Origin of the sequence: uncultured Capnocytophaga sp., assembly GCF_963525585.1 — a bacterium.
Classification (GTDB): Bacteria; Bacteroidota; Bacteroidia; order Flavobacteriales; family Flavobacteriaceae; genus Capnocytophaga.
Map to the genome: position 1 here is coordinate 1 of NZ_CAURLX010000010.1, position 24,511 is coordinate 24,511.

Consider the following 24,511-nt stretch of genomic DNA (forward strand, 5'->3'; position numbering starts at 1 on the left):
ATACCGAAAAAGGCGATATATTCACAGCCCTCAACACGGCTTTTGCCTCAGAAGGAATCTATATAGAAGTACCTAAAGGAAAAATAGTAGATAAACCTATACAGTTGTTGTATTTCAATGACAGAAAAGAAATCACTTGCTATCAGCCACGCAATATTATTGCCGTGGGCGAGAATGCACAGCTCAAAGTCATTGAAGTACACCAAAACTTATCGGATACTGCTACGGCTATCCTTACCAACGTAGTAACCGAGGCATTTGTAGCCAAAGAGGCTTTCCTCGACTATTACAAATTGCAAAATGATAGCCTTACCGCTTCTCTTATTGATAACACCTATATTTCACAAGAAGCAAATAGCCACGCCAGCGTGCATACCTTCTCATTTGGGGGTACACTCACTCGCAACAACCTCAATTTCTATCACCAAGGCGAGCATTTAGAATCTACCCTCAAAGGGTTGAGTATCCTCAAAGGCTCACAACACACCGATCATTATACGCTAGTAAACCACGCATATCCTAACTGTGAGAGTCATCAGGATTATAAGAGTATCGTAAGCGATGAAGCTACCAATGTGTTCAATGGTAAGATAATGGTAGAACAAATCGCCCAGAAAACGAATGCTTATCAGCAGAATGATAATATCCTCCTCTCCGATAAGGCAACAGTATACACCAAGCCCCAACTCGAAATCTTCGCCGATGATGTGAAGTGCTCACACGGTTGTACTGTAGGCTCTCTCAGCGCAGACTCTTTATTCTATCTGCAAACACGTGGGATAGGCAAAAAAGAAGCGGCTGCCCTACTTACCTATGCTTTTGCAAATACCGTATTAGAAAGCGTAAAAATCCCGGCTCTTTCAGCCTATATCAATCAGATTATTGCTGAAAAATTAGGAGTAACAGTTGATTTTTAGGATATTTCTTTATTTCTTAGTAAAAAAATACACTATTTTTATAGAAATAGATAGTTGTCTACATCATATCTTTCTATAAAAATAGTGTTTTTTAAATATTTTGCTTAATCTATGACCCTAAACTCATCCAGAATATTCCACTGAAATATATTGCTTCCTATATAGGCATTACTCCCCAAGCCCTCAACAGAATACGCAGGCGTATTTTCTAAGGTGTTATTTTTTCATTGAGTTCTTTTAATAATTCTTCCACAAGAGAGAAATGAGTTCTTGGATATGTGTCTTTTTCCTGTAAAATTGTATTCAAGTGAGATTGTAATTTGATACAAAACTCTGTCCCTGAAGTGGTGTATTTCATATCTTCTTTCAGCAAACGAGCCAAATTATTATAGTTTTCATCTTCTAATGTGATGATAAGCCATTTCACTTTGCCAAAAAAGTCTCTGGAGATATGTTCTTGGTAAAAGGTGTCAAATAGTTCAAAGAAAGCATCTAAAGCCTTTTCTTTAGTCTTGAATTTGTAGAAGAGTATATCCGCCCATCCTCTACTATCCCTAAGATGATATTTCTTGCGTAACCAATAGTAAAAATCATTATAGAGTATATTGGCTTTTACCTCTTCTTGATTGCGATAATACCAACCATTTAGGAAAGCCTCTAAGCAGAATATATCGTGTTCGCCAATAAATAATTCAGGAAGAGGCTTGATAAGGTTAATGAGTTCTATGATATTCATATCTTACTTTTTGATGAGTTAAAAAAGGTTATCTGCGTTACAATTCTATTCCTAAATGACTAAGAATAGTTAGCTAATTATCCATTAGTAAATTAGCAAATCTGTCAGTTATAAAATACATTTCATTATCTATAAAGTAAATAGAGTAATCCCATTGCTTATGAGAATAGAGGGCTTCTTTGTGAAATATTTCCATTTCTTCATCTCCATTTTGTAGGAAAGTACTGGGCTCGTGAAGGAATTTTTGATAGTCCTTGGGCATTAAGTAAGTGGTCTTTAGGTATGCCATATGACCGAGCTGACTGATATCAAAATAGACCTCTACAATATAGCGATTATCAAACTGTGGATCAGTATTTTTTCTATCCTCCTCATCGGAGACATAGGTATCACTTTTATGAATATATACAGGACGAAAGTTCTTGGCAGGAGCATATACTGGAGACTCCGGAAAATGTACCAAAAGGGCTTGCCTAAAGGGATGGTGTGTCCCTCGTGCCTGCTCAAGGGCGGCGAAATCTTCCTTCTGGCAATAGAGCTCTGCCAATTGCCACTTCCCATCCGAGAGGAACACTACCTTATAGTTGCCTTCCTCTGGAAAATCCTTTAGTCCATAATAGTCCTTTCGGTCGGTATGTTTTAGAAAGTAGTAGGTAGCGTTCTCTTGTACCTTAGCGAGGAAGGATTTCCGTTGCTCAACCGTCCATTTTTCGGTATGGGGCACTACTTCCAAAGGCTTTTTCAGGGTGTCATTATCTACCAGCCAAGTATGGTAGTAGTTATCATCAAAATCAATATAGTAATTCCCTAAAAAAACGCCTCCCTGTTCTGCTATTTTATCTCTGGAATGTATCAATCGGTCTCTGCCCTTTCCTTGGTTATTCTTTTTTACAAAATAGAGATCTTTTTCAAAGCCATCATAATAATAGTAAAACAGTTTGCCCTCTGCATAGAAAAAAGTATTAGAAGAGCCATTAATCATATATTCCTTATGCTTATCAAAATCTAATTCTTTAGGGGGTGCCATATAAGAATAGAAATGATCGTCATTGATATGCCAAATATAGTCATACCAATATTGGTATTTTTCAGGGATTCGGATAGCAAAAACTCTATTTTTGTAATTTTCTACGATATCTTCTCCTATAAAAAACCAAAAAATGGTAGAAATAAAAGCAATACCGAGTATTATACTTATATATTTTATAATTTTGCTTTTCCCACTTAGGTAAATAAGAGTAATAGCGATAAGCAAAAGGAGAAAACCCGCTAAGAAACCACCTCCATAGAATGCCCAACCCATACTATTGATACTATCAGGAAAGGTAAAAATAAAAAGAGCAACCAAAATCGCCCACAGTAGGAAGCCAAAGAGAATAACTTTTTTCATCTTAGATAGAATTATAATACGTGACAAATATAGTAAAAAAATAAGAAACTGTTAATTATTTGTCATTTGTGATTCGTAATTGATCATTTGTTGCTATTTTTGCCCCCTAATTTAAAAATAAAGATGAAAAGAATAATCTATACATTCTGTGTAGCTATTGGCACACTATTAGCAATATCGTGCTCTAAATCAGAGAATTCCGTAGAAAAACAGGTAAAAACAAGTGGCTTTAACATTCCCGCTGAAGCCAAGGCTATTATTCCTGAAGAGTTTATCGGAAAAATGGCTGCTAATGGAATGACTATTAATGAAGGAACTAATCCTCCTAATATACAAGGGATTTTCGCTACAGGTATCTTAAAGATGATATATACCAGCCTTAATTATGATACTTTTCCTATAGGAAAAGAGATTGAAAGCTATCGTTTTAAGTTCTATGAGCAGAGAGGTACCAAGATAAAAACAGACTATATAAATGAAGATATTCTAGCTAATGATCAAGCTACAGGGAGAGGAACTATTATCTCAGGAAATGGAAATAAATTCACAGCTTATTTAGATATGGATATTACTGATATAGAGATAAAAACACGTGATGTATCTGTATTATCAGGAGAAATTACCCCCGAAGGAATTAAAAATTTCCAATATGCCTTCCTTAAAATGGAAAAAACAGGAGACTTCTCAGAGAGAATGGTACCTGTAGGAACTATACGTATCTGGATAAGTAAGGATAAATTAGCAATAAAAAAACAAGAATATCCTTATGGAGACTAAAAGACAAAAAAAACTAAACCTCCTAGATAAAAATAGCTAATCTGTCCAGATTAGCTATTATAGTTTATCGTCTAAACAGAAACTTGTCCTTTTATACTTGGATAAGGATCATAGCCTTCAAGAACAAAATCAGAATAGGTAAAGGAGAAAATATCTTTTACATCTGGATTAAGCTTCATCTGAGGAAGGGGGCGGGGTTCTCGGGAGAGCTGTAATTCTACTTGTTCCAAATGATTTTTATAGATATGTAAGTCTCCAAAGGAATGGATAAACTCCCCTACTTGTAAATCACATACGTGAGCAAGCATCATTGTAAGCAAAGCATAGGAAGCAATATTAAAAGGAACTCCTAAGAAAGCATCTGCACTACGCTGATAGAGCTGGCAAGAAAGCTTCCCTTCTACTACATAAAACTGAAACAAAGCGTGACAGGGAGGCAATGCCACCTTATGCTGTGCCACATTCTCTGAGAAAGAAACAGAAGTATCTGGTAACACCGAAGGATTCCAAGCGGAAACGACCATTCGCCTGCTATCAGGATTCGTTTTAAGAGTCTGGACTACAGAAGCTATTTGATCAATTCCTTCATTATTCCAATTGCGCCATTGTGCTCCATACACAGGTCCTAAATCACCTTTTTCATCAGCCCATTCATTCCAGATACGCACCCCATTTTCAGTAAGATAATGAATGTTAGTATCCCCTTTGAGGAACCATAGTAATTCATATATCACAGATTTCAAGTGAATACGCTTGGTAGTAAGTAAGGGGAAACCCTCTTGTAGATTACAACGAAATTGATAACCAAAGACACTAATAGTTCCTGTTCCAGTACGGTCATCTTTGCTATATCCTTTTGTAAGTATGTGATTCAGAAGATCTTTATAAACTTGCATCTCTTTCTCTTTTTAAATGCAAAAATATGAAATAATTTACCAATTAACCAAATTCTCTTTTCTCTTGGAAACTTCCTAAACTTTGTTATAACTTAACAATCTAAATTAGAAAAGTATGAAATCATTTTTAAGAAAAGATACACGAAGTGCTTATTTCATCTTCCGCTTGCTATTCTTGGTAGGTGTTCTTATTTTTGAGATAACAAACCCTGGTAAACCGTTCCTAAAGAGTTTTCTTCTTATTTCTGTAGCTTTACTTAATGGGTGAGATAGCTATTTGCTCTATGAGGTAAGGAAAGAAGAATGAGGAGTAAAACTAACAACAATTAACGCCGATAGCTTAGAGTTATCGGCGTTAATTATTATTTTTCTAATGCTTGCTTGAAGTCTGCTATAAGATCCTCTATATTTTCTATTCCTACAGCCACTCGGATAAGGGTTTGGGTAACACCACGAGCTACTTTTTCTTCCTCAGGGAACTCAGTATGCGTATGAGTACTAGGATGAGTAACTAAGGTCTCTACTCCTCCCAAGCTAACTGCGAAAAGAGCTACCTTAAGTGATTCAAAGAAAGTCTTCACCTTTGCTACATCTTTCATTACAAAAGAGAACACAGCTCCTGCTCCTGAAGCCTGACTCTCCTGTATGGCTTTTCCTTTATTATTCTCAAGAGTAGGATAATATACTTTCTCTACCGCAGGATGATGCTGGAGGAATTCTATAAGTTTTAGTGTATTACTCTGTGCATAATCCATTCGCACCTTTAGTGTCTTAATACTACGCACCAATAACCAACTATCAAAAGGAGATATTAACGCACCAATAGCCACCTGAGCAAAGCTGATTTTCTCTGCCAAAGTAGCATCATTAACTACAATGGCTCCAGCAATAATATCATTATGCCCACTGAGGTATTTGGTTGCACTATGTACTACGATATCAGCACCCAGTTCTAAGGGACGCTGTAGATAAGGTGAAAGAAATGTATTATCCACAATCGTAAGGAGCCCATATTCTTTGGCAATAGCTACAGTACCACGGATATCGGTTACATCTAAGAGAGGATTAGAAGGCGTTTCTATGAAAATTCCTTTGGTATTAGGCTTTATTGCTTTGCGGATATTCTCCAAGTCTGTAGTATCTACAAAGCTAGCTTCCAAGCCAAATTTGGAGAAAATATCTTTCATTATACGGAAAGTTCCTCCATAAATATCTAATCCAAAAACAAAATGGTCTCCTGCCTCAAAAATGGTAAATAAAGAGGTGCTCGCCGCCATTCCTGAGGAAAAACCAAAGCCATACTTTCCGCTCTCCAGCTTGGCAATCAATGTCTCAAAATCCTTACGTGTTGGGTTGGATACTCGGCTATATTCAAATTCCTGTGTTACTCCAAACTCCTTAAGCTGAAAAGTAGAAGCCATATTTATAGTACTTCCCCACGTATTTACCTCTGTATCAGTAGTTCGGATACCGTGTATTGCTGTTGTTTCAAATTTCATATGTATATATTTTAAAGATAAATGTTTTTTATAAAAACACGTTGCAAAAGTACAATTTTTTTACAAACCAGCAAAATAAATTATATTTTATTTTTTTTCTCTAAAAAAGAAGAAAAAATCATTTTATCATTTAGAATTACCTAAAAATATTTATTTAAAATAAATAAAGATTCCCAAGTCTTTTTTGTACTTTTGTAATAAAAAAGATTCCTATTGTTTATGCAAAAAGAAAACACTCTCAATCAAAAGCAAGGACACTGGATTCTTGCCAAGCTCGGTAAGCGTGTATTGCGCCCAGGAGGTAGAGAACTCACCGAAAAACTCATAGAAGGTATGAATATCACCTCTGAAGATAACATCGTAGAATTTGCCCCTGGGTTAGGTTTTACAGGCAATATTGCTTGTAGTTACCACCCTAAGAGTTATACAGGAGTTGATCTTAATGAAGAAGCTGCGGCTATTGCTCGTAAAAGAATCCATTATGACAAGGCTAAAATCATTATTGCCAATGCCGCTCAAAGCACTCTTCCTGACCATTATGCTAGTAAGGTATATGGTGAAGCAATGCTGACAATGCAACCTCTAGACCAAAAAAAAGCAATTATTACGGAAGCCTTTCGTATTCTTAAAAGTGGAGGTTACTATGGAATTCATGAACTAGGCATCAAGCCTGATAATGTCTCTGAAGAAGTCAAAGAGGATATTTTCAAGGAACTCAGTGCTACCATTCGTGTACATGCACGCCCTATGACCACTGCCGAATGGACAGAACTGCTAGAAGAACAAGGATTTAAAGTAATCAAAGTAGCTCATAATCCTATGTTATTACTCGAACGGAGGCGTATGATTGAGGACGAAGGATGGCTCCGTACTTTACTCATCACCTTTAATCTTCTTCGTTTCCCTGAATTAAGAAAGCGAGTAAAGAAAATGAAAGCTTGCTTCAGAAAGCACCAAGAAAGCCTAGATGCAGTAGCTATTATCGCTCAGAAACCATAAAATTTTTCCCATATATTCATTTATAAAAAAGCCGTTACATTTTTGAATTGTAACGGCTCAATCATCATAAATATATGCCTAGAAACTAATTTCGGAAGCAAGAATTACTGCATTACCTGCATTATCTTTAGGCTGGATAACATTTCCTTGAGCATCTTTCATAGTATAAGTGAGCACATAGCTTCCCTTTTTAGGATAAGTTACATTACCCCTATAGAAAGAATCTGAATAACGAAGCTCAGAGGTAGAGAGAACTGCTGTATTTCCTTTCTCTGTTATCTTCACCTCTATTGTGAAATCAGTAACTGATGGAAAACTGTTTTTATTCTCCATTTTCCATACTCCTAAAGCAAGCTGATTGTCTCCTGCTATAGGTTTTTCAGGAGCTACAATAGCATACAAATGCATCTGTCCATCTGGATTTGTATTAGAAGTTACTTTGAACCTTCCCACCTTTCCTAGAGCAGTATTGGTCTGTGCTTTCACCACAAAGTCTAAACGATCTATTGTCTTACTAACACCTGCTATTTTATAAGTAAGCTTAGCATACCAGCTTCCTGTAGCTCCTGTTGTCATTTGGAATAGAGCTTGGGATTTCCATTGGTCTCCTACTTTGGCTAGTGTGGTGTGAGGGCAGGAATGCCTATGATTTACTTCTTTGGTATATCCGCCATTGTTATCACTTTTGTACATTTCCATCTCTGGGAAGAAAGTAGCCTCTTCTATAGCTACTTGCTCTCCTGAGGATTTCACAGCGGTAAGTACCACCTCATTATACCCCATTACAAAAGATCCTGAAGCATTCTGTAAGCGGATGGTATATTCATCTACTTTTACTTCTGCTACTGTTTTTAAGAAAGATTCTGCAGGAGTATTATCCTCCTTAGAACAAGAAACTAAAGCCACTGTACTTAACAGTGCCACAGAAAAATAACTAAATGTTCTCATTTTTATTGTTTTATATAAATTAAGGGTTATATAGGCGCAAATATATGAATTTATGTAATACAAAAATATTTTAATAAGTATTGGATTATATGAATATTTATCGTATATTTGCGGGTTAATTCAGGAATATATCATTATATCGCATATGACTTCACAAGAAATAAGACAACTATTCTTAAAGTTTTTTGAGGAGAAAGGACATACTATTGTTCCTTCTGCTCCTATGGTGATTAAGAACGACCCCACCCTGATGTTTACCAATGCAGGGATGAACCAGTTCAAGGAATTTTTCTTAGGAAATGCTAAGCCTAAGCAAAAACGAGTAGTGGATACCCAAAAATGCCTTCGTGTATCGGGTAAGCATAACGATTTGGAGGAAGTAGGGCGTGACACCTACCACCATACTATGTTTGAGATGCTAGGCAACTGGTCTTTTGGGGATTATTTCAAGAAGGAGGCTATCAGTTGGGCTTGGGAACTACTCACTGAAGTATATAAAATTCCTAAGGAAAACTTATATGTAACTGTGTTTGAAGGAAGTCCTGAAGAAGGAGTCCCTTTTGACCAAGAGGCTTATGATATTTGGAAAGAGCGTATCGCCGAAGATCATATCCTCTTAGGAAACAAAAAGGACAATTTTTGGGAAATGGGCGATCAAGGTCCTTGTGGTCCTTGTTCTGAAATTCACGTAGATATTCGTTCTGCTGAAGAAAAAGCCAAGATAGCGGGTCGTGATTTAGTTAATAATGATCACCCACAGGTGATTGAGATTTGGAACAATGTCTTTATGGAGTTCAATCGTAAGGCCGATGGTTCCTTGGAGAAACTTCCTGCACAAAATGTGGATACCGGTATGGGCTTTGAGCGCCTTTGTATGGTACTGCAAGGCAAGCAGTCCAACTATGATACGGACGTTTTTACCCCCCTAATCCAAAAGGTGGAAGAGATTACTAAAACTCGCTACACCAATGGTATACAAGTAACCCCCGAACAAGAACAGATCAATGTGGCGATACGTGTAATTTCCGACCACATTAGGGCGGTCGCCTTTGCTATAGCTGATGGGCAATTGCCTTCCAATAATGGAGCAGGTTATGTAATTCGTCGTATCTTGCGCCGTGCCATTCGTTACGGATTTACTTTCTTAGGACAGAAAGAGCCATTCATCTATAAGTTGGTAGAAACTTTGGCTAAGCAAATGGGTGGTACTTTCCCTGAGCTAGAAAAAGAGTTTCTCTTGATTGTGAGTGTGATTAAGGAAGAAGAGGCTTCTTTCTTGCGTACCTTGGAACAAGGGCTACTTATGCTCGATGTGATGATACAGAATACTACCGATAAGCAACTCTCAGGTAGTAAAGCTTTTGAACTCTATGATACTTATGGTTTTCCTAAAGACCTTACAGCCCTTATCCTTTCAGAACGTGGGATGACCTTGGATGAAGCTTCTTTTGAGGAGCACCTCCAAAAGCAGAAAGAACGCTCCCGTGCCGCCGCTCAAGTGAAAGCAGGTGACTGGGTAGTACTTCGTGATGACGAAGAAGAAGAGTTTATCGGATATGACACCTTGGAAGCAGTGGTTCGCTTGGTCAAATACCGTAAAGTAGAGAGCCAAAAGGACGGCACCCTTTACCAATTGGTGTTCAATACCACTCCTTTCTATCCTGAAGGAGGAGGACAAGTAGGAGACCGAGGAACCCTACAGTCAGCCAATGGAGAAATCACTTATATTATAGATACGAAGAAGGAGAACAACCTTATTATCCACTTGGCGGAACACCTGCCTGAAAACCTTACCGATCCGTTCAAGGCGGAAGTGCACCTTGTAGGTCGTACTTTGGCTCAATCTAACCATAGTGCCACTCACTTGCTACATCAGGCTCTAAGAGAGGTATTGGGTACTCATGTGGAGCAAAAGGGTTCACATGTATCACCCGAGGCTTTGCGCTTTGACTTCTCTCACTTCGCTAAGCTTACTCAAGAAGAACTTACTGAGGTAGAACGAATAGTGAACAAACGTATCTATGAGAAAATTCCGCTTCAGGAACATCGCAATATTCCTATCCAACAAGCATTGGATGCAGGAGCTATGGCACTCTTTGGGGAAAAGTATGGTGATAAGGTACGTATGATACAGTTTGGTGAGAGTAGGGAACTATGTGGAGGTACTCACGTAAAGAATACAGGAGACATCTGGTTCTTCAAGATTGTTTCTGAAGGCGCAGTAGCTGCAGGAGTGCGCCGTATAGAAGCTATTACCAATGCGGGTGCCCTCAAGCACTTCTTGTTACAAGAGAAACTCTTGGAGGAGATTAAGTCTTCCCTTAAGAATCCTCAAGATCCTATCAAGTCCATCACTAACTTACAAGAGGAAAATGCACGCCTACATAAGGAGTTGGAACAACTCAAGAGAGAGCAGGCCAAACAGCTTAAGAGTGAACTCAAGGGCGAATTTGTTCCCGTTGGCGATGTACAGTGTCTTACTAAGCGCTTGGATTTGGATATGGCTACCCTCAAGGACTTAGCCTTTATGCTTGGTGAGGAGGTCAAAGATGCCTTTATCCTCTTTGGCTCTACACAAGAAGATGGTAAGGCGTTGCTCTTGTGCTATATCAACAAGGAATTAGCTAAGAACAAAGGCTTAGATGCGGGCAAAATCGTACGCGAGTTGGGTAAATATATCCAAGGTGGCGGTGGAGGTCAGCCTTTCTTTGCTACCGCTGGTGGTAAAAAACCAGAAGGTATTCAAGAAGCCCTTGATAAGGCAAAAGAATATCTACAAGCCTAATTACACCTCTTAATACTAGCAGGCAACACAGATAAATTTATGGTGTTGCCTGTTTATTTATATATTTTTTTAAGGTTCTCCATATTTCTTTTTCATACTTTAAAAAAAAATAGTATTTTTGTCGCTTAAAATAAGTATAAATAAAAATGACGCTTACGGTCAATGAAATGAAACGAGGAGTGAGATATCTTATCAAGGATATTCATACTGAGATGCTTCCTATCAAGCTCTTGGAGTTGGGGTGCTTACCAGGCAATGAAATAGAACTTATAGAAGTTGCTCCTCTGGGAGACCCCTTTTATCTGGTTATTAATGACACCCACTTAGCTATTCGTAAGGAAATGGCACAATATATTGAAGTAGAATTTACTAAAGAAAATTCAGATGAGTAAGAATGAAATAAAAGTAGCTCTCATTGGGAACCCTAATGTAGGTAAATCCTCTATTTTCAATATTCTTACAGGGATGAACCAACACGTAGGGAACTACCCTGGTGTTACTGTTGATAAGAAAGTCGGCTTCTGTAAGCTTTCTCAAATAATTAACGCTCGTATCTATGACCTGCCAGGAACTTATAGTACCAATCCTAACTCTATGGATGAGAAGGTGGCTGTAAGTTGCCTTTTGGATAAGGATGATATCGATTTCCCCGATGTAGTGGTAGTCGTTGCGGATGTAGAGAACCTTAAGCAAAATCTATATCTTTTTACTCAAATTAAGGATTTGGGTATACCTACAATTCTTGCTATCAATATGGCTGATAGGATGAAGCCTAGGGGCATCTCTATAGATATTCCTGCTTTGGAAGCCTCCCTTCATACACGTATCGCTCTTATCAGTACACGGCAGAAAACAGGCTTAGAACAGCTTAAAGAACTCATTATCAACTATAAAAAACTATCTCTAGAGCCTCTGATAGACCTTAGTCGTATTGACCCTAGCTATTTCCAATCTTTGAAGGAAAAATTTCCCAAAGAGGAACTTAGCAAGCTCTGGATGGTAATTTCTCAGAATTTTGAAGTCGTTGGTAGCCTACGTAAAGTAGAAATCCAAAAAGAAAACATCAAAACTGAGGCTGAAATTAAGCGAATGCAACAGCGAGAAACGATTCTCCGCTATCAGATTATCAATAATGCCTTAAAGAATAACTATAAGGTAAATTCAGTAGGTACACGAGCATTATTGGATAAGATACTTTTACATAAAGTGTGGGGATATCTTATCTTTATGGGAATATTATTGCTCATTTTCCAGATGATTTTCTATGTAAGTGAGTACCCCAAAGGCTGGATAGAAGCAGGGTTAGGTTGGATTGGGGAGAGCCTATCGGAAGCACTTCCTGAAGGCTCTTTAACCTCTCTTCTAGTAGATGGGGTAATCCCTGGACTTAGTGCAGTAGTATCTTTCGTACCTCAGATTGCCCTGCTTTTCTTTTTTATTTCCCTATTGGAGGAAAGTGGCTATATGAGTAGGGTAGTCTTCCTAATGGATAGAATTATGCGCCCTTTTGGACTTAATGGAAAAGGAACTATTCCTCTTATTTCAGGAGCTGCCTGTGCCATTCCTGCCATAATGGCAACTCGTACAATCGAAAGCTGGCGTGAACGCCTTATTGCCATTTTAGTTACTCCCTTTATTACCTGCTCGGCGAGGCTTCCTATTTACCTCATTATGATTAAGCTAGTGATCCCTGAGGGAAATTATTTTATTTTTGACAATCAAGCAGTTGCACTATTCGCACTCTATATATTAGGAGTATTTATGGCTATATTTTCTGCTTGGATTCTCAATAAATTCTTAGTTCTAAAGCATTCTTTCAAGTCTTACTTTATTGTAGAAATGCCTACCTACAAAGTACCTTTGGCACGAAATGTGTTACTGACTGTATATGAGAAATCAAAGGCTTTTGTAGTCAATGCAGGGAAGATTATCTTCTTTATAACCGTGCTTATTTGGTTCTTACAAACACACGGTATAGGAGAAAAATATAATAATGCAGAAGCTCATACAGAAGCATTAGCGATTAAGAATAGCTGGGGAGAAAGTGAAAAGGAAAAATACCTAATGAGTTATCGTACAGAAAATTCTCTCTTGGGGAATATGGGCAAATGGGTAGAACCTGTATTTCGTCCTTTAGGATATGACTGGAGGGTAAGTATTGCAGTATTAGGTTCTTTTGCTGCGCGAGAAACTTTTGTAAGTACTTTGGCAACTATCTATAGTTTAGGCGATGTAGATGTGGAGGAAGGAGAAGCTGAGCAACGCACTGTGATTACACGCCTCAAGGAGGAAATTCGTCCCGATGGCACCCCAATGTTCAACCTTGCAACAGGAGTTTCGATATTGCTTTTCTTTGCCTTGGCTATGCAATGTATTAGTACCTTTGCTATTGTTCGTAAGGAAACCAATAGCTGGAAGTGGGCAATTATTCAATGGCTCTTTATGACAGGTTTTGCCTATCTTTCTGCCTTTATGGCTTACCAGCTACTTAGCTAATTATATACTATTATATATTTAAGAAACTATTAATATTTATCATATGACTGGATTAATTATCGCCCTTGCTATCGTGGCAATTATTGTATTTTGGTATATCAGTGCCAACAACAAACTCGTGGCTCTTGCCAATAACCGAGAAAATGCCTTTGCAGATATTGATGTACAGCTCAAGCAACGCCACGACTTGATCCCTCAGCTAGTCGCTGCCGTAAAGGGATATATGAATCACGAATCAGAAGTGCTTACCAAAATCACCCAAGCACGTTCCCGCGCTCTTAGTGCAACAGGAGTAAATGACAAAATAGAGGCAGAAAAGGAGCTTTCCTCAGCAATGAGTGCCTTCAACGTACAAGTAGAGGCATATCCCGAACTCAAAGCCAATACCAACTTTATGCACCTACAACAGGAGATAGCTGATATTGAGAACAAATTGGCTTCTGTACGTCGTTATTTCAACTCCACCACTAAGGAGCTGAATACCGCTATACAGTCTATCCCTACCAATATTGTAGCAGGATTTAAGCATATGACACCCCAGCCATTCTTTGATTTAGGAACTGAACAACGTAAGCAGTTGGATAAAGCTCCTGAGATTTCTTTTTAAGAATGAATAAAATGTCTAAATATATAGCTCTTGTTCTCTTACAAACAGAAAACCTCCATACAGGAACAAAAACCTATGATGAAACAATTCTTTCTATAGAGGAAGCCTCCGAAGACTCTGCTAGAGAAATTGCTCAACAATATGGCAAATCCTGTGAGGGAACCTATAAGAATATCTATGGAGAAACGCTCCAAACCACTTTCTTACAAGTGGTGGAGGTTACCCATCAGCTTAGAGAGGATAATGAGAAAGTAACAGAGCTCTATTCTCGACATTTTACAGATTTGCAAGCCTATAGTAGGTTTGAAGTCTTATATAATAGAAATTCATTGGGATAATATGCAATACCTCGGGATACGACAACAAATTATAAGGAACAATACCAAGTCTATACTGTTTCTATTGGCTTTCCCCTTACTCATATTAGTAGGGGTATATGTGGTATTATATATACTCTCAGAACAAGAAATACAAACAACCAATGCCCAGTTCCTTTCTATCATTCCTATTGTTATCATAGGGGTAACTATATGGTTTTTTATTTCCTATTTTTTCCATACTCAGATGATTCAGATGGCTACCCAATCACAACCATTGGAAAGAAGAGAAAATATGCGGGTGTATAACCTGACCGAAAACCTGTGTATGTCTGTAGGAATGACAATGCCTAAGCTCTATATCATAGAAAGTGACGCCTTGAATGCTTTTGCCTCTGGAATTAATGAGAAGACTTTTGCCATTACACTCACACGAGGTATTATCAATACTCTTAATGATGAAGAATTAGAAGGAGTGATTGCACACGAGCTCACCCATATTCGCAATCGTGATGTCCGATTACTGATTGTAACTATTGTCTTTGTAGGAATTTTCGCCACTCTTGCTGATATTACCTTACGAATGTTGGTAAGAGGAGGATTTTCTTCAAGGAATCGTAAGAATGACAAAGGAGGAGGCGGAGCTGTACTTCTTATCATCCTGCTGGTGGTAGGGGCAATTTATTTACTTTCAATTCTTTTTAAGCTGGCACTTTCTCGCTCTCGTGAATATATGGCAGATGCAGGTGCCGTGGAGCTCACTCGAAATTCATTGGCTCTGGCAAGCGCTCTAAAGAAGATTTCAGGAGACTCTACCATCAAAGAAATCAAGAATGATGAAGTAAAAGAACTCTTTATTGACTATAAAGCAGAAGGATTTCTTGCTCTTTTCGCTACCCATCCTCCTATCAACAAACGTATCCAAGTATTAGAACAGTATTAGTATATGAATATTTCTATTGGCAAATATCTTCCTCATCGTCCTCCTATGCTAATGGTGGATACAATCACAGCTATAGATGATACAAGTGTTGTTACTGAATTTTTCATTAAGGAAAATGGTATTTTTCTTGAAAAAGGACACCTTACGGAAGCTGGCTTAATTGAAAATATGGCACAAACCTGTTCTGCTATTGTAGGGCAATTTTTCTTTGGAATCAATGATGTTTCTAAAAATGTTATAGGTTATATCAGTGCTATAAAAAGAGCTGATATATATGAATTACCCCTTGCATCACAAGCCATATGTACCCGTGCTAAGCTCTTATCAAGGTTTGATGACGAGCAGTATAGCCTCTGTGCAATGGAAGCTTCTGTATATTATCAGAATTCATTGTTAGCAGAAGCACAAATGAATTTGTTTATCAAAGAGATTATTCAATGAAAGAGAACGAAGTCCCTCACGATAAAGGTGCCTTAGGAGAACTCCAAGAAGTCTATTATGTAACTGATAATGAAGGAAATTATACCACTTCCCTTAGTGAAGGATGGGAAGTAAAGGATATTGCTATACAAGCCTCCATCAGCCTACTGGAAGAACAGCTTCTGGAAGCAAAAGAACTTATCCTAGCTGGAAAGCAAAGTCCCATCCCCTATTATATGCTACGTACTCGTATGGATTGGGCTACCTTAGCCAGCTATATGAACCGATGGCAATGGCTCATCAAAAGACACAAAAAACCACAAGTATTCAAAAAGTTATCTGAGAAAACACTTCAGAAATATGCTTCTCTTTTTGGAATCTCCATAGAAGAATTAAAAAATCCTTTCAAATGACAGAAAAAGCCATTCATATTTCTCATCTTTATAAGAAATATCGTTCTTCTGAGAACTTTGCTCTAAAAGATGTGTCTTTTTCCGTTCAGAAAGGAGAAATTTTTGGAATATTAGGCACCAATGGAGCAGGGAAAACGACTCTAATGTCTATTCTAATGGGTAGTATAAAGCCTACTTCTGGTGATTTTTCTATCTCTAATCTATCATTTCCTAGGCAATCCAAAGAGATTTTTCATAAGATAGGTGTCGTTCCCCAAGAATATGCCCTCTACCCTACCCTAACAGCAAGAGAGAATCTTTCTTACTTCGGAAGCCTATATGGGCTAAGAGGAAAAAATCTCCAACAAAAAATAACACATGCCCTTGATAGAGTTACTCTTCTAGAGGTTGCCGATAAGAAAATCAAACATTTTTCTGGAGGTATGAAGCGTAGAATCAATCTTATCGCAGGAATCCTCCATACCCCTGAAGTACTTTTCCTAGACGAACCCACTGTTGGAGTAGATGTTATGTCTAAAAACATCATTATAGAATACTTAAAGGAGCTGAACACACAAGGAATGTCGGTACTCTACACTTCTCACCATATGCAGGAAGCACAAGACTTTTGTGATAAAGTGGCTATTCTAAGCCAAGGTATAATTCTCTGTCAAGATACTCCTGAGGCTCTCATTAAGCAACACCAAGCCCAAAATCTAGAAGAAGTATTTATTCAGCTAACCACCCAACATTCCATACTATGAGTCGATTTCTAGCTTCTATTCGCAAAGAAATACTCCTTATAAGCCGAGACTGGGGAGGACTTCTGATTCTTTTTATAATGCCTTTGCTCTTGGTCATTACCGTTACTCTATTACAGGACAGTACTTTTCGTAACATTACCGAACAGAAAACGGCAATTATTTTGGTAGATAATGATCACGGAACGATAAGCCAACACATACGTAAGAGTATGGAAGAGAGCGGTTTTTTTACCATTTTCTCTGATGATGCCATCAGGAATCTTGATGAAAAAAAAGCAAAAAAAATAGTGCGAGAAGGAACATTCCCTATAGCAATTGTGCTCCCTGCTGACCTATCAGAAGACTTGGAGAGTGAAGTGAAGCAAAAGGTAGATAGAATACTGAGCGCTTTTATGGAGGATACTACTGATGAACAATCTATCAAACCCTTTGAAACCAAGGAAATACACCTCTACTTTGACCCTACCTTACCCCTTTCCTTCAAAGAAATGGTCAAGACTCATATTGACAAGATGATGTACCAAGTAGAGAACCAATTTATATACACAGCCTTTGAGAAGGAGTTAGGTGAAGGTAAGCAACTTCCTTTCCCTACAGAAGGAAGCCTTGTTACTTTTACTGAGATTAATCCTACATCTGTGGCACAGATTCCTAATTCGGTACAGCACAATGTACCCGCTTGGACTCTTTTTGCTATCTTTTTTATCACTATTCCTCTTTCGACCAACATTGTAAAGGAGAGAACTCAGGGTACTTATATCCGCCTTTCTACTTCTCCTTTATCCTATGGAGAGCTCCTGTTGGCTAAGGTATTCGTATTTCTGTGTATTAGCCTATTACAGTTCTTTATGATGCTCGCCATAGGAATGTATATATTTCCGTACTTAGGACTTCCTCCTCTTGAAATAGGAGAAAATATAAAAATTTTATCACTGATTGCTTTAGGAGCAGGATTAGCCGCTATAGGAATAGGAGTTCTCTTAGGGACACTCTGCCGAACTCAAGAGCAGTCAGCCCCCTTAGGAGCCACTCTCACAGTGATATTAGCTGCTATAGGAGGTATATGGATTCCTATCTTCGTAATGCCTCCCTTTATGCAAACCATTGCTAAACTTTCTCCTATGAATTGGGCTTTACAGGCTTTCTATGAGGTACTCCTGCGACAGGGCTCTTTCCTCTCTGTACTGCCAAAAATAGGCTATCTTGGTTTGTTTTTTATTTCTTGTATAATAATTTCTATCCTATATGGCAAAACAAAAAGAAATATATAAGCCCACTTCTCTAAAGGAAAGTATCCAAATTCGGGTACGATTCAGTGAGACAGATCCTCTGGGTATTGTATGGCACGGGAACTACATCAAGTATTTTGAGGAAGGAAGAGAAGCTTTTGGGAGAAAATATGGAATTTCCTACCTAGAAATGGAAAAAAATGGATTTGCAACCCCAATTATTAAAAGTCTCTGTGAACATAAGAAAATGGTACGTTATGGAGAGCTTATCGAAGTAGAAACACACTATATGGACACTCCTAGTGCCAAGTTAGTCTTCCAATATGTTATTTATAATGAACAGAGAGAAGTAGTTTGTACAGGAGAAACCATACAAGTATTCACTTCTTTGAAAGAAGGCACCCTTTGCTTATATAACCCTAATTTCTATGAACAATGGCGACAGAAGCACCTCTCATCCTCCTAGTAGATAGTGATTCACAATGGTTAGAAGCTACCTCAAATTATCTCTTTCGAGAAGGAATTGATTCCCTAACGGCAACTGAAGGCAAAAAAACCCTGAATATCCTAAAGAAAGTAACTCCTCATATGATTCTTATAAATATCTTTCTAGAAGATCCTGATGGTGTGGAGTTATGCCAACAGATTCGCACCTTAGGAACACCCTCTCTTATTGTTCTCCTAGCAGAGACACATCAGGAGTATGCTCTTCTGGCAGGCTTTGAGGCTGGTGCGGATGATTTTATCTATAAAGACACCAAAATCAAACTTTTATTATACAAGATAAAAGCCCTCCTTCGGCTAAGTTCCCGAGAGAGAGTTACGCCCCCCTCATCTGACAGTTTTTCTATCCGCCCCGATACATATAGTGTTATCCAAAAAGATAAGGAAATATTCCTTCCTAAGAAAGAATTTGAGCTACTTTCTCTTCTTGCCAGTAAGCCTAATACAATATTCACTCGGGAAGAAATTACTCAAGCAATATGGGATAAGGAGTTTTCCCATAGTCGTACTTTAGATGTTCATATTCGGAATATTAGATCGAAGATAGAGGGTATTAACCTCAAGACCATTAAAGGTGTGGGATATAAATTGACAAAAGAGTGAAAAGTGAAAAATCATTTTTCACTCTTTATTTTTCTTTATTATAAGGTGTTTACAATATCAATAATTTTGTTATAGGTAGTAACCATATTTCTATTGAGATAATCAGTAAGATTAGGGCCATCTATGTTGCCATATTCTCCATTGAAATTTTCCTTAATAAGATTCTCTATCTCGGTATGGGTAGGATATTTCTTGCGATATTGCTCAGCTATACGAACCATAATCTCTACTTCTGCATAGCAAACTCCATATTGGTGTAGGTTCTCATAAGTATTCTTTAGGTCTCTGATGCTGGCAGTATCTTTATTCTCCTTATAGTATTGTTTTGCAGCTCTGGAGATTCTTATTCCTTCGAGATATAAATTATTTTGGTCATTATAACGATATATATCAAGAGGGTATTTTTCTAAATTCTCTAATTTGAGCATTAGCTTTTCATAAGCCACAAGTCTTTCTTCTATCAGGCGCTTGTATTCTTCTCGATCGGTAATATCTGTCCTATAGTGAGGTAAGGGATTCTTATGAGGTAGCTTGAGGGTGCTGGCCAAGATATACACAGATACTTCAAAACTGCCTCGACTGCGGTTGTCCTGAGTGAAAATCTCTACCTTGGTAGTCCCTGCTTTTTTGGCTAAAAGGGTAATTTTGTTATCAGTTACATTGCCTTGTAGTTGAGCTATTTCCCCATTCACAATTTGTACTCTATCGGTAGTATTCCATACGCCACTGAAAGTAATTGTAGTGGTTTCTCCTTCTTTTACAACGGCTTTTTCAGGGGTGAAAGAGAGCAAAAGTTTAGGGCTTACAGTAAGCTCAAAACTTCCTCTTTCTTTGTTGTCAGCAGAGAGGATATGTACTTTGGTCGTTCCCACTTTTTTACCTAAGAGGGTAAGTTTGTTGTCCTGAACTGCACCCTGTAGAGCAGCAACTTCCTCATTGTCTATTTTTACCTTGTCAGTAGTGTTCCAAGTCCCTACTATGCTAACTGTAGTTGTTTTCTCCACTTCTACAGAGGGATTTTCAGGGGTAAACTTCAATGGGGAAGCTACAGGAGGATTACTGGGGTTAGAAGGATTGGTAGGATTAGAAGGATTTTTAGGATTAGGGGTTACTTCATCATCTTCTTTTTTACTACATCCTATGGCCAAAAGACCAATGGCTAATGCCATAAAAGAAATCTTAAAAAAACTTTTCATATTATAGGTATTTTATTTATAATTTTCACTTCCAAAGACTTGAGTCCAATATTTCCCTTTGCGTGCTACCCCCATTTCTTTCACGTTAGGATTCATTATATTGGCACAATGCCCTGGACTACTTATCCAGCCTTGTACAACAGTTTCTTCATCAGAATAACCCATCGCAACATTTTCTGCATAGGCTTGCCAACGGTAGCCTGCTTTAGAGAGTCGCTTACCTGGGTCTGCTCCATTCTTACTATAGTGGGTCAGTTGCTTACGCTGAGCCATCTCATTACTATGCGCTTGTGCTACAGAAGCAAGCTTATCACTCCATACTAAGGGAGAAACCTCTGGATAATACTTATCCCCACATTGGCATCCCTGAGTCCTTTGAGCATTAATCATTTCCAAAAGTAGTTCCTTGTCCAGAGGCTTAGTCTCTTGTGCTATTACTATAGAAGAGCTTAGCAAAAAGAAATATAAAAGCTTATGCAACATAGCTGTATCCCATTGAAAACTAATGAATTATTATTTATGAACAACTATTTACTATCAAAACCTTATGAGTATCTTTCTGATAAAGTAGGCTTACATCATTACTCTCTGCAAAGAAATCATCACCATAGATAGAACCTACAAATTCAAAGCTCTCAAAATGCATACTTTCTGGAAAAATATATTCTGCACTCATTTCTATATCCCCATAACTCCCTTGCATATCAATATTATCCAAAACTATTTCTTTACCTACCCGATAAGTAGTATGCACGCCTTCTTCTTTATACCTCTCCTTTGATAAGTGATACAATAAGAAAGTCTTCGCATAATAAGCAAAATTAAAGGAAAGAGCAAGGTGGGCTACTTGTGGCAGAAGAGCTTCTACATATAAGTCATAGGCCTTATCGTGAATAGAAGTTCTCAATAAGGGAGAATATTTTTCCTTATTCTTTACAAAATCTTCTTGTAGAATAAGGAAAACCTCTTGTATCACTTCATAACCCTTATACAAGCGAATATCTCCATTAAATACATATCGTCCATCCACTATATCAAACAAGGTATAAATATGTGAGTTCTGATCTGTTATATATTGCTCATCAAAAAAGAGTCCATTAGAAGATACAATATAAAGAGGACAAGGGTAGCGTTCATCTACCACCCTACATACAGGATAAAAAATCCCTTTGAGTGTATCCTCTGCAAACACTTCCTCATAAGAAGGGAAAAAAGTAAGTCTCATACCTTGTTCTTATCTTTTATTATTCCTCGCTTTTTACCTTTTCCCAAGTATCTTTTAAGCCAACGGTTTTATTAAATACAAGCTTCTGAGTAGTACTATCTGTATCCACACAGAAATAACCAAGTCGCTGGAACTGTACAGTGTATCCTGCTTGGACAGCCTGCAGACTAGGTTCTATATAGGCAGTAATTACTTTAAGAGAATTAGGATTGATGTAATTCAAAAAACTATCCTCTTGGCGGTCTGGCTCTGCTATAGTGAAAAGGCGGTCATAGAGACGTACCTCTGCAGGGACTGCGTGAGGAACAGACACCCAGTGAAGCGTACCTTTTACCTTACGAGTGCTCGCCTCACTACCACTACCACTGCGGCTTTCGGGGTCGTAAGTACAATGGATTTCGGTAATATTCCCTTGAGCATCTTTCACGACGCTTTCAGCTTTGATGATATAAGCATTTTTAAGGCGTACTTCACCTCCTAATTTCAATCGGAAATACTTTTTATCGGCTTCTTCGCGGAAGTCATCACGTTCGATATACAATTCACGACTAAAAGGCACTTTGCGGAAAGTCATAGGGGTTACCTCAGGATTGTTTTCGGCGTCAAGCCATTCTTCTTGCCCCTCAGGATAATTGGTAATCACCACCTTCACAGGGTCGAGGACTGCCATTACGCGGTTAGCTTTTTTATTGAGGTCTTCGCGCACGCAGAATTCCAATAACGATACATCTATGAGGTTTTCGCGTTTGGCAATACCAATGGTATCAGCGAATTTGCGAATGGCTTCGGGGGTATACCCACGGCGACGCAAACCTGAGATAGTAGGCATACGAGGGTCGTCCCAGCCAGCCACATAATTTTCGGTTACCAATTGTAAGAGTTTTCGCTTACTTACAATGGTGTGACTGAGGTTACGGCGGGCAAACTCACGTTGCTTAGGACGGGTACGAGTATTGTCGTATACTTGATCTAAAAACCAATCGTATAACTCTCTGTGTGGTAAGAATTCTAATGTACAAAGGGAGTGTGATATTTGTTCGAGGTAGTCGCTTTCGCCGTGAGCCCAGTCGTACATAGGGTAGATATGCCATTTGTCGCCTGTGCGGTGGTGTGAAGCGTTCATAATACGGTAGATGATAGGGTCGCGCATTAGCATATTAGGCGATGCCATATCTATTTTGGCGCGGAGTACATAGGTACCATTTCCGAACTCACCGTTTTTCATACGCTCAAAAAGAGCGAGGTTTTCCTCAGGAGAGGTATTGCGATAGGGACTCTCGGTTCCTGCTGTCGTAGGGGTACCTTTTTGAGCAGCAATTTCTTCGGAGGTTTGTTTATCAACATAAGCTTTTCCTTGTTTGATAAGCATTACCGCCCAGTCGTAAAGCTCTTGAAAATAGTCGGAAGCATAGCATTCTTTATCCCATTTGAATCCGAGCCACTCTACATCGCGACGAATTGCATCTACATATTCTTGTTCTTCTTTAGAAGGGTTGGTATCGTCAAAACGCAAATTTACAGGGGCGTTGTAGCGCAAGCCTAATCCAAAGTTGAGGCAGATAGAGCTCGCGTGACCGAGGTGCAAATAGCCATTTGGTTCTGGGGGGAAGCGAAAACGCAAAGCATTGGCGGGAAAGCCTGCTGCGAGGTCTTCCTCAATGATATTTTCTATAAAATTATTAGATCTTTCTTTAATTTCTTCAGACATATTTTTTAGGTATTAAATGTTAGATTTCTGTAAGGTATTTTTTCTTTCAAGAAAGTTTTGTTTTAGAATTGCAAAGATAGCTAAAAAAATCAATTTATCCTAAGAAATTCATTCTCTATTACTGCTTTTTCTTCTGATAGGAGTGTTCTCTTAGGTGAGGATCTCGTGTGCCGTGGTGATTAAAAGTATATTCCACCTCCCCTGTAGCATCGGAAATTACATAATAAAGATCCTATATCTCTCCAAAAAGCTCCTCTTCTGCTTCTACAATCCAAGCTTTATTTTCTGTTATATCAAAGTGTAGCTGAAGTTCAGTCTTATTGGTAATGGTATTCTTTAGCTTAGGATATTGTTCTTTGTAAGCTTGGACTATGAAAATAGCTTGCTTGGGAGTAAGCCGAGTGATTTCCAAGAGCATATCCTCTGAAATAGCCTCTAATGCTTTTTCTTTTTCAGGAAAGATAGAAATGAGGTTACATACCCAATAAGAGAAGTCACTATATAGTTTTTCATAGGCAGGAGCCATCTCATAAAAGCTACGTGTATGTGAGGCATCTATACGATCTAGCGCATCAAATAAAAGATAAGGATAGATAGAGAGTTCTTCAATAGGAAACCTCATTAGTTGCCTAAGATAGTGACTTTCATCTTCTAAAAAAAGCATTGTAGAATCCTTTTGCAAGGCATCTGCTAAAGCAGAAAAACTATCAAATATTTCCATTTCTACCAAGGGGACATTCCTCCAAATATATTGATAACGAAACTTAGGGTAAATCCCTCAAAGGTAGCTCCTTCCCTTAGTGGCAAGGAATAGCCTGCTTGTAGTTGATATTTGTTAAAGAAAGATATCCCTGCACGGGGCGTGATGGCGTGGGTATTTGCTGAAAGTCCTATTCCGAAAAGCATCATATAAAGCTCTGCCCCTATCTCAGGGACAAACTGCACCTTCCCCTTATGACTCCCTATATGAGTGCCTCCATAATATGAAAAACCTCCATAGAAAGGGTCACTATTCGAGGAAACACCTGCAAATCCATAATGATAAACCCTATCTGTAAAAGTATAAGCCGTACGAACTCCCAATTGTGCTTTGGTTAGGAAAGGAAAAAGAGTAAAGACAAATACAAAAAAGAGTTTTTTCATAAGTTTTATATTTTGGA

The 24,511-nt window shown here is 38.3% G+C and carries 27 protein-coding genes and 1 pseudogene; 17 read left to right on the forward strand and 11 right to left on the reverse strand.

Annotated features, from left to right (window positions below; translation table 11 throughout):
• Both sufD and RYK20_RS03830 read left to right on the forward strand, forming a co-directional pair.
• On the forward strand, positions 1–917 hold a 917-nt coding region (gene sufD / locus RYK20_RS03825; RefSeq protein WP_314894482.1), incomplete at its 5' end, for a Fe-S cluster assembly protein SufD.
• Between the two features lie 95 nt (positions 918–1,012).
• A pseudogene (locus RYK20_RS03830) lies at positions 1,013–1,129 on the forward strand (Crp/Fnr family transcriptional regulator); the annotation flags it as partial.
• Here RYK20_RS03830 and RYK20_RS03835 read toward each other — a convergent pair.
• Positions 1,126–1,653, reverse strand: coding sequence for a hypothetical protein (locus RYK20_RS03835; protein ID WP_314894483.1), 528 nt, complete (start codon positions 1,651–1,653; stop codon positions 1,126–1,128). The pseudogene RYK20_RS03830 and the gene RYK20_RS03835 sit on opposite strands and share 4 nt — an antisense overlap.
• A 73-nt stretch (positions 1,654–1,726) precedes the next feature.
• A complete protein-coding gene (locus tag RYK20_RS03840; protein ID WP_311457508.1) occupies positions 1,727–3,043 on the reverse strand; it encodes a hypothetical protein in 1,317 nt (438 codons plus the stop codon).
• A gap of 123 nt (positions 3,044–3,166) precedes the next feature.
• Here RYK20_RS03840 and RYK20_RS03845 point away from each other — a divergent pair, with 123 nt between their 5' ends.
• Complete coding sequence (locus RYK20_RS03845) at positions 3,167–3,820, forward strand: hypothetical protein (protein ID WP_297981027.1); 654 nt, start codon at positions 3,167–3,169, stop codon at positions 3,818–3,820.
• Between the two features lie 71 nt (positions 3,821–3,891).
• On the opposite strand, the gene RYK20_RS03850 is transcribed toward RYK20_RS03845, so the two are convergent.
• A complete protein-coding gene (locus RYK20_RS03850) occupies positions 3,892–4,716 on the reverse strand; it encodes a thymidylate synthase (RefSeq protein ID WP_311457507.1) in 825 nt (274 codons plus the stop codon).
• A 115-nt stretch (positions 4,717–4,831) separates the two neighbouring features.
• Between RYK20_RS03850 and RYK20_RS03855 the strand changes: the two genes are divergently transcribed.
• Positions 4,832–4,984, forward strand: a complete 153-nt coding sequence (locus tag RYK20_RS03855) for a hypothetical protein (RefSeq protein ID WP_311457506.1) — start codon at positions 4,832–4,834, stop codon at positions 4,982–4,984.
• Positions 4,985–5,078: 94 nt separating this feature from the next.
• Here the strand turns inward: RYK20_RS03855 and RYK20_RS03860 are convergent, their stop codons facing one another.
• A complete protein-coding gene (locus RYK20_RS03860) occupies positions 5,079–6,215 on the reverse strand; it encodes a PLP-dependent aspartate aminotransferase family protein (RefSeq protein ID WP_311457505.1) in 1,137 nt (378 codons plus the stop codon).
• A 219-nt stretch (positions 6,216–6,434) separates the two neighbouring features.
• Here RYK20_RS03860 and RYK20_RS03865 point away from each other — a divergent pair, with 219 nt between their 5' ends.
• The gene (locus RYK20_RS03865) at positions 6,435–7,214 is read left to right on the forward strand and encodes a class I SAM-dependent methyltransferase (protein ID WP_311457504.1); all 780 of its coding nucleotides are present in this window, start codon (positions 6,435–6,437) and stop codon (positions 7,212–7,214) included.
• A 78-nt stretch (positions 7,215–7,292) separates the two neighbouring features.
• On the opposite strand, the gene RYK20_RS03870 is transcribed toward RYK20_RS03865, so the two are convergent.
• The gene (locus RYK20_RS03870; protein ID WP_311457503.1) at positions 7,293–8,162 is read right to left on the reverse strand and encodes a hypothetical protein; all 870 of its coding nucleotides are present in this window, start codon (positions 8,160–8,162) and stop codon (positions 7,293–7,295) included.
• 145 nt (positions 8,163–8,307) lie between these two features.
• On the opposite strand from RYK20_RS03870, the gene alaS reads away from it, so the two are divergent.
• The 12 genes from alaS (at position 8,308) to RYK20_RS03930 (ending at position 19,222) form a co-directional block, all read left to right on the forward strand.
• Positions 8,308–10,947, forward strand: a complete 2,640-nt coding sequence (gene alaS, locus RYK20_RS03875; protein ID WP_314894484.1) for an alanine--tRNA ligase — start codon at positions 8,308–8,310, stop codon at positions 10,945–10,947.
• A 146-nt stretch (positions 10,948–11,093) separates the two neighbouring features.
• Entirely contained in the window at positions 11,094–11,339 is a 246-nt protein-coding gene (locus RYK20_RS03880; protein ID WP_311456176.1) for a FeoA family protein, read from the forward strand.
• The gene (gene feoB / locus RYK20_RS03885) at positions 11,332–13,443 is read left to right on the forward strand and encodes a ferrous iron transport protein B (protein ID WP_311456177.1); all 2,112 of its coding nucleotides are present in this window, start codon (positions 11,332–11,334) and stop codon (positions 13,441–13,443) included. The genes RYK20_RS03880 and feoB overlap by 8 nt, the downstream gene beginning before the upstream one ends.
• Positions 13,444–13,486: 43 nt before the next feature.
• Positions 13,487–14,050: a LemA family protein gene (locus tag RYK20_RS03890; RefSeq protein WP_297977907.1), complete on the forward strand. Its 564-nt coding sequence runs from the start codon at positions 13,487–13,489 to the stop codon at positions 14,048–14,050.
• 11 nt (positions 14,051–14,061) lie between these two features.
• Entirely contained in the window at positions 14,062–14,388 is a 327-nt protein-coding gene (locus RYK20_RS03895) for a DUF4288 domain-containing protein (RefSeq protein WP_311456178.1), read from the forward strand.
• A 1-nt stretch (position 14,389) separates the two neighbouring features.
• Positions 14,390–15,310, forward strand: coding sequence for a M48 family metallopeptidase (locus RYK20_RS03900; protein WP_311456246.1), 921 nt, complete (start codon positions 14,390–14,392; stop codon positions 15,308–15,310).
• Positions 15,311–15,313: 3 nt separating this feature from the next.
• Entirely contained in the window at positions 15,314–15,751 is a 438-nt protein-coding gene (locus RYK20_RS03905; RefSeq protein WP_311456179.1) for an acyl carrier protein, read from the forward strand.
• Entirely contained in the window at positions 15,748–16,143 is a 396-nt protein-coding gene (locus tag RYK20_RS03910; protein ID WP_311456180.1) for a hypothetical protein, read from the forward strand. Before RYK20_RS03905 ends, RYK20_RS03910 begins: the two co-directional genes overlap by 4 nt.
• On the forward strand, positions 16,140–16,886 hold the full coding sequence (locus RYK20_RS03915; RefSeq protein WP_314894485.1) for an ABC transporter ATP-binding protein: 747 nt from the start codon (positions 16,140–16,142) through the stop codon (positions 16,884–16,886). The genes RYK20_RS03910 and RYK20_RS03915 overlap by 4 nt, the downstream gene beginning before the upstream one ends.
• Positions 16,883–18,157, forward strand: coding sequence for an ABC transporter permease (locus RYK20_RS03920; RefSeq protein WP_314894486.1), 1,275 nt, complete (start codon positions 16,883–16,885; stop codon positions 18,155–18,157). The genes RYK20_RS03915 and RYK20_RS03920 overlap by 4 nt, the downstream gene beginning before the upstream one ends.
• Positions 18,132–18,581 (forward strand): acyl-CoA thioesterase, encoded by a 450-nt coding sequence (locus tag RYK20_RS03925; RefSeq protein ID WP_314894487.1) that lies wholly within the window; start codon positions 18,132–18,134, stop codon positions 18,579–18,581. The genes RYK20_RS03920 and RYK20_RS03925 overlap by 26 nt, the downstream gene beginning before the upstream one ends.
• Positions 18,551–19,222 (forward strand): response regulator transcription factor, encoded by a 672-nt coding sequence (locus tag RYK20_RS03930; protein WP_314894488.1) that lies wholly within the window; start codon positions 18,551–18,553, stop codon positions 19,220–19,222. Before RYK20_RS03925 ends, RYK20_RS03930 begins: the two co-directional genes overlap by 31 nt.
• 38 nt (positions 19,223–19,260) lie before the next feature.
• Here RYK20_RS03930 and RYK20_RS03935 read toward each other — a convergent pair whose 3' ends face one another.
• The 6 genes from RYK20_RS03935 to RYK20_RS03960 form a co-directional block, all read right to left on the reverse strand.
• Positions 19,261–20,418, reverse strand: coding sequence for a GAG-binding domain-containing protein (locus tag RYK20_RS03935; protein ID WP_314894489.1), 1,158 nt, complete (start codon positions 20,416–20,418; stop codon positions 19,261–19,263).
• Positions 20,419–20,430: 12 nt separating this feature from the next.
• Entirely contained in the window at positions 20,431–20,901 is a 471-nt protein-coding gene (locus tag RYK20_RS03940) for a CAP domain-containing protein (protein ID WP_314894491.1), read from the reverse strand.
• Positions 20,902–20,935: 34 nt separating this feature from the next.
• Positions 20,936–21,643: a hypothetical protein gene (locus RYK20_RS03945; protein WP_314894492.1), complete on the reverse strand. Its 708-nt coding sequence runs from the start codon at positions 21,641–21,643 to the stop codon at positions 20,936–20,938.
• A 19-nt stretch (positions 21,644–21,662) separates the two neighbouring features.
• Complete coding sequence (locus tag RYK20_RS03950) at positions 21,663–23,351, reverse strand: glutamine--tRNA ligase/YqeY domain fusion protein (RefSeq protein WP_314894493.1); 1,689 nt, start codon at positions 23,349–23,351, stop codon at positions 21,663–21,665.
• Positions 23,352–23,583: 232 nt separating this feature from the next.
• A complete protein-coding gene (locus RYK20_RS03955; protein WP_314894494.1) occupies positions 23,584–24,072 on the reverse strand; it encodes a hypothetical protein in 489 nt (162 codons plus the stop codon).
• 2 nt (positions 24,073–24,074) lie between these two features.
• On the reverse strand, positions 24,075–24,494 hold the full coding sequence (locus RYK20_RS03960; RefSeq protein WP_314894495.1) for a hypothetical protein: 420 nt from the start codon (positions 24,492–24,494) through the stop codon (positions 24,075–24,077).
• Between the last annotated feature and the right edge of the window lie 17 nt (positions 24,495–24,511).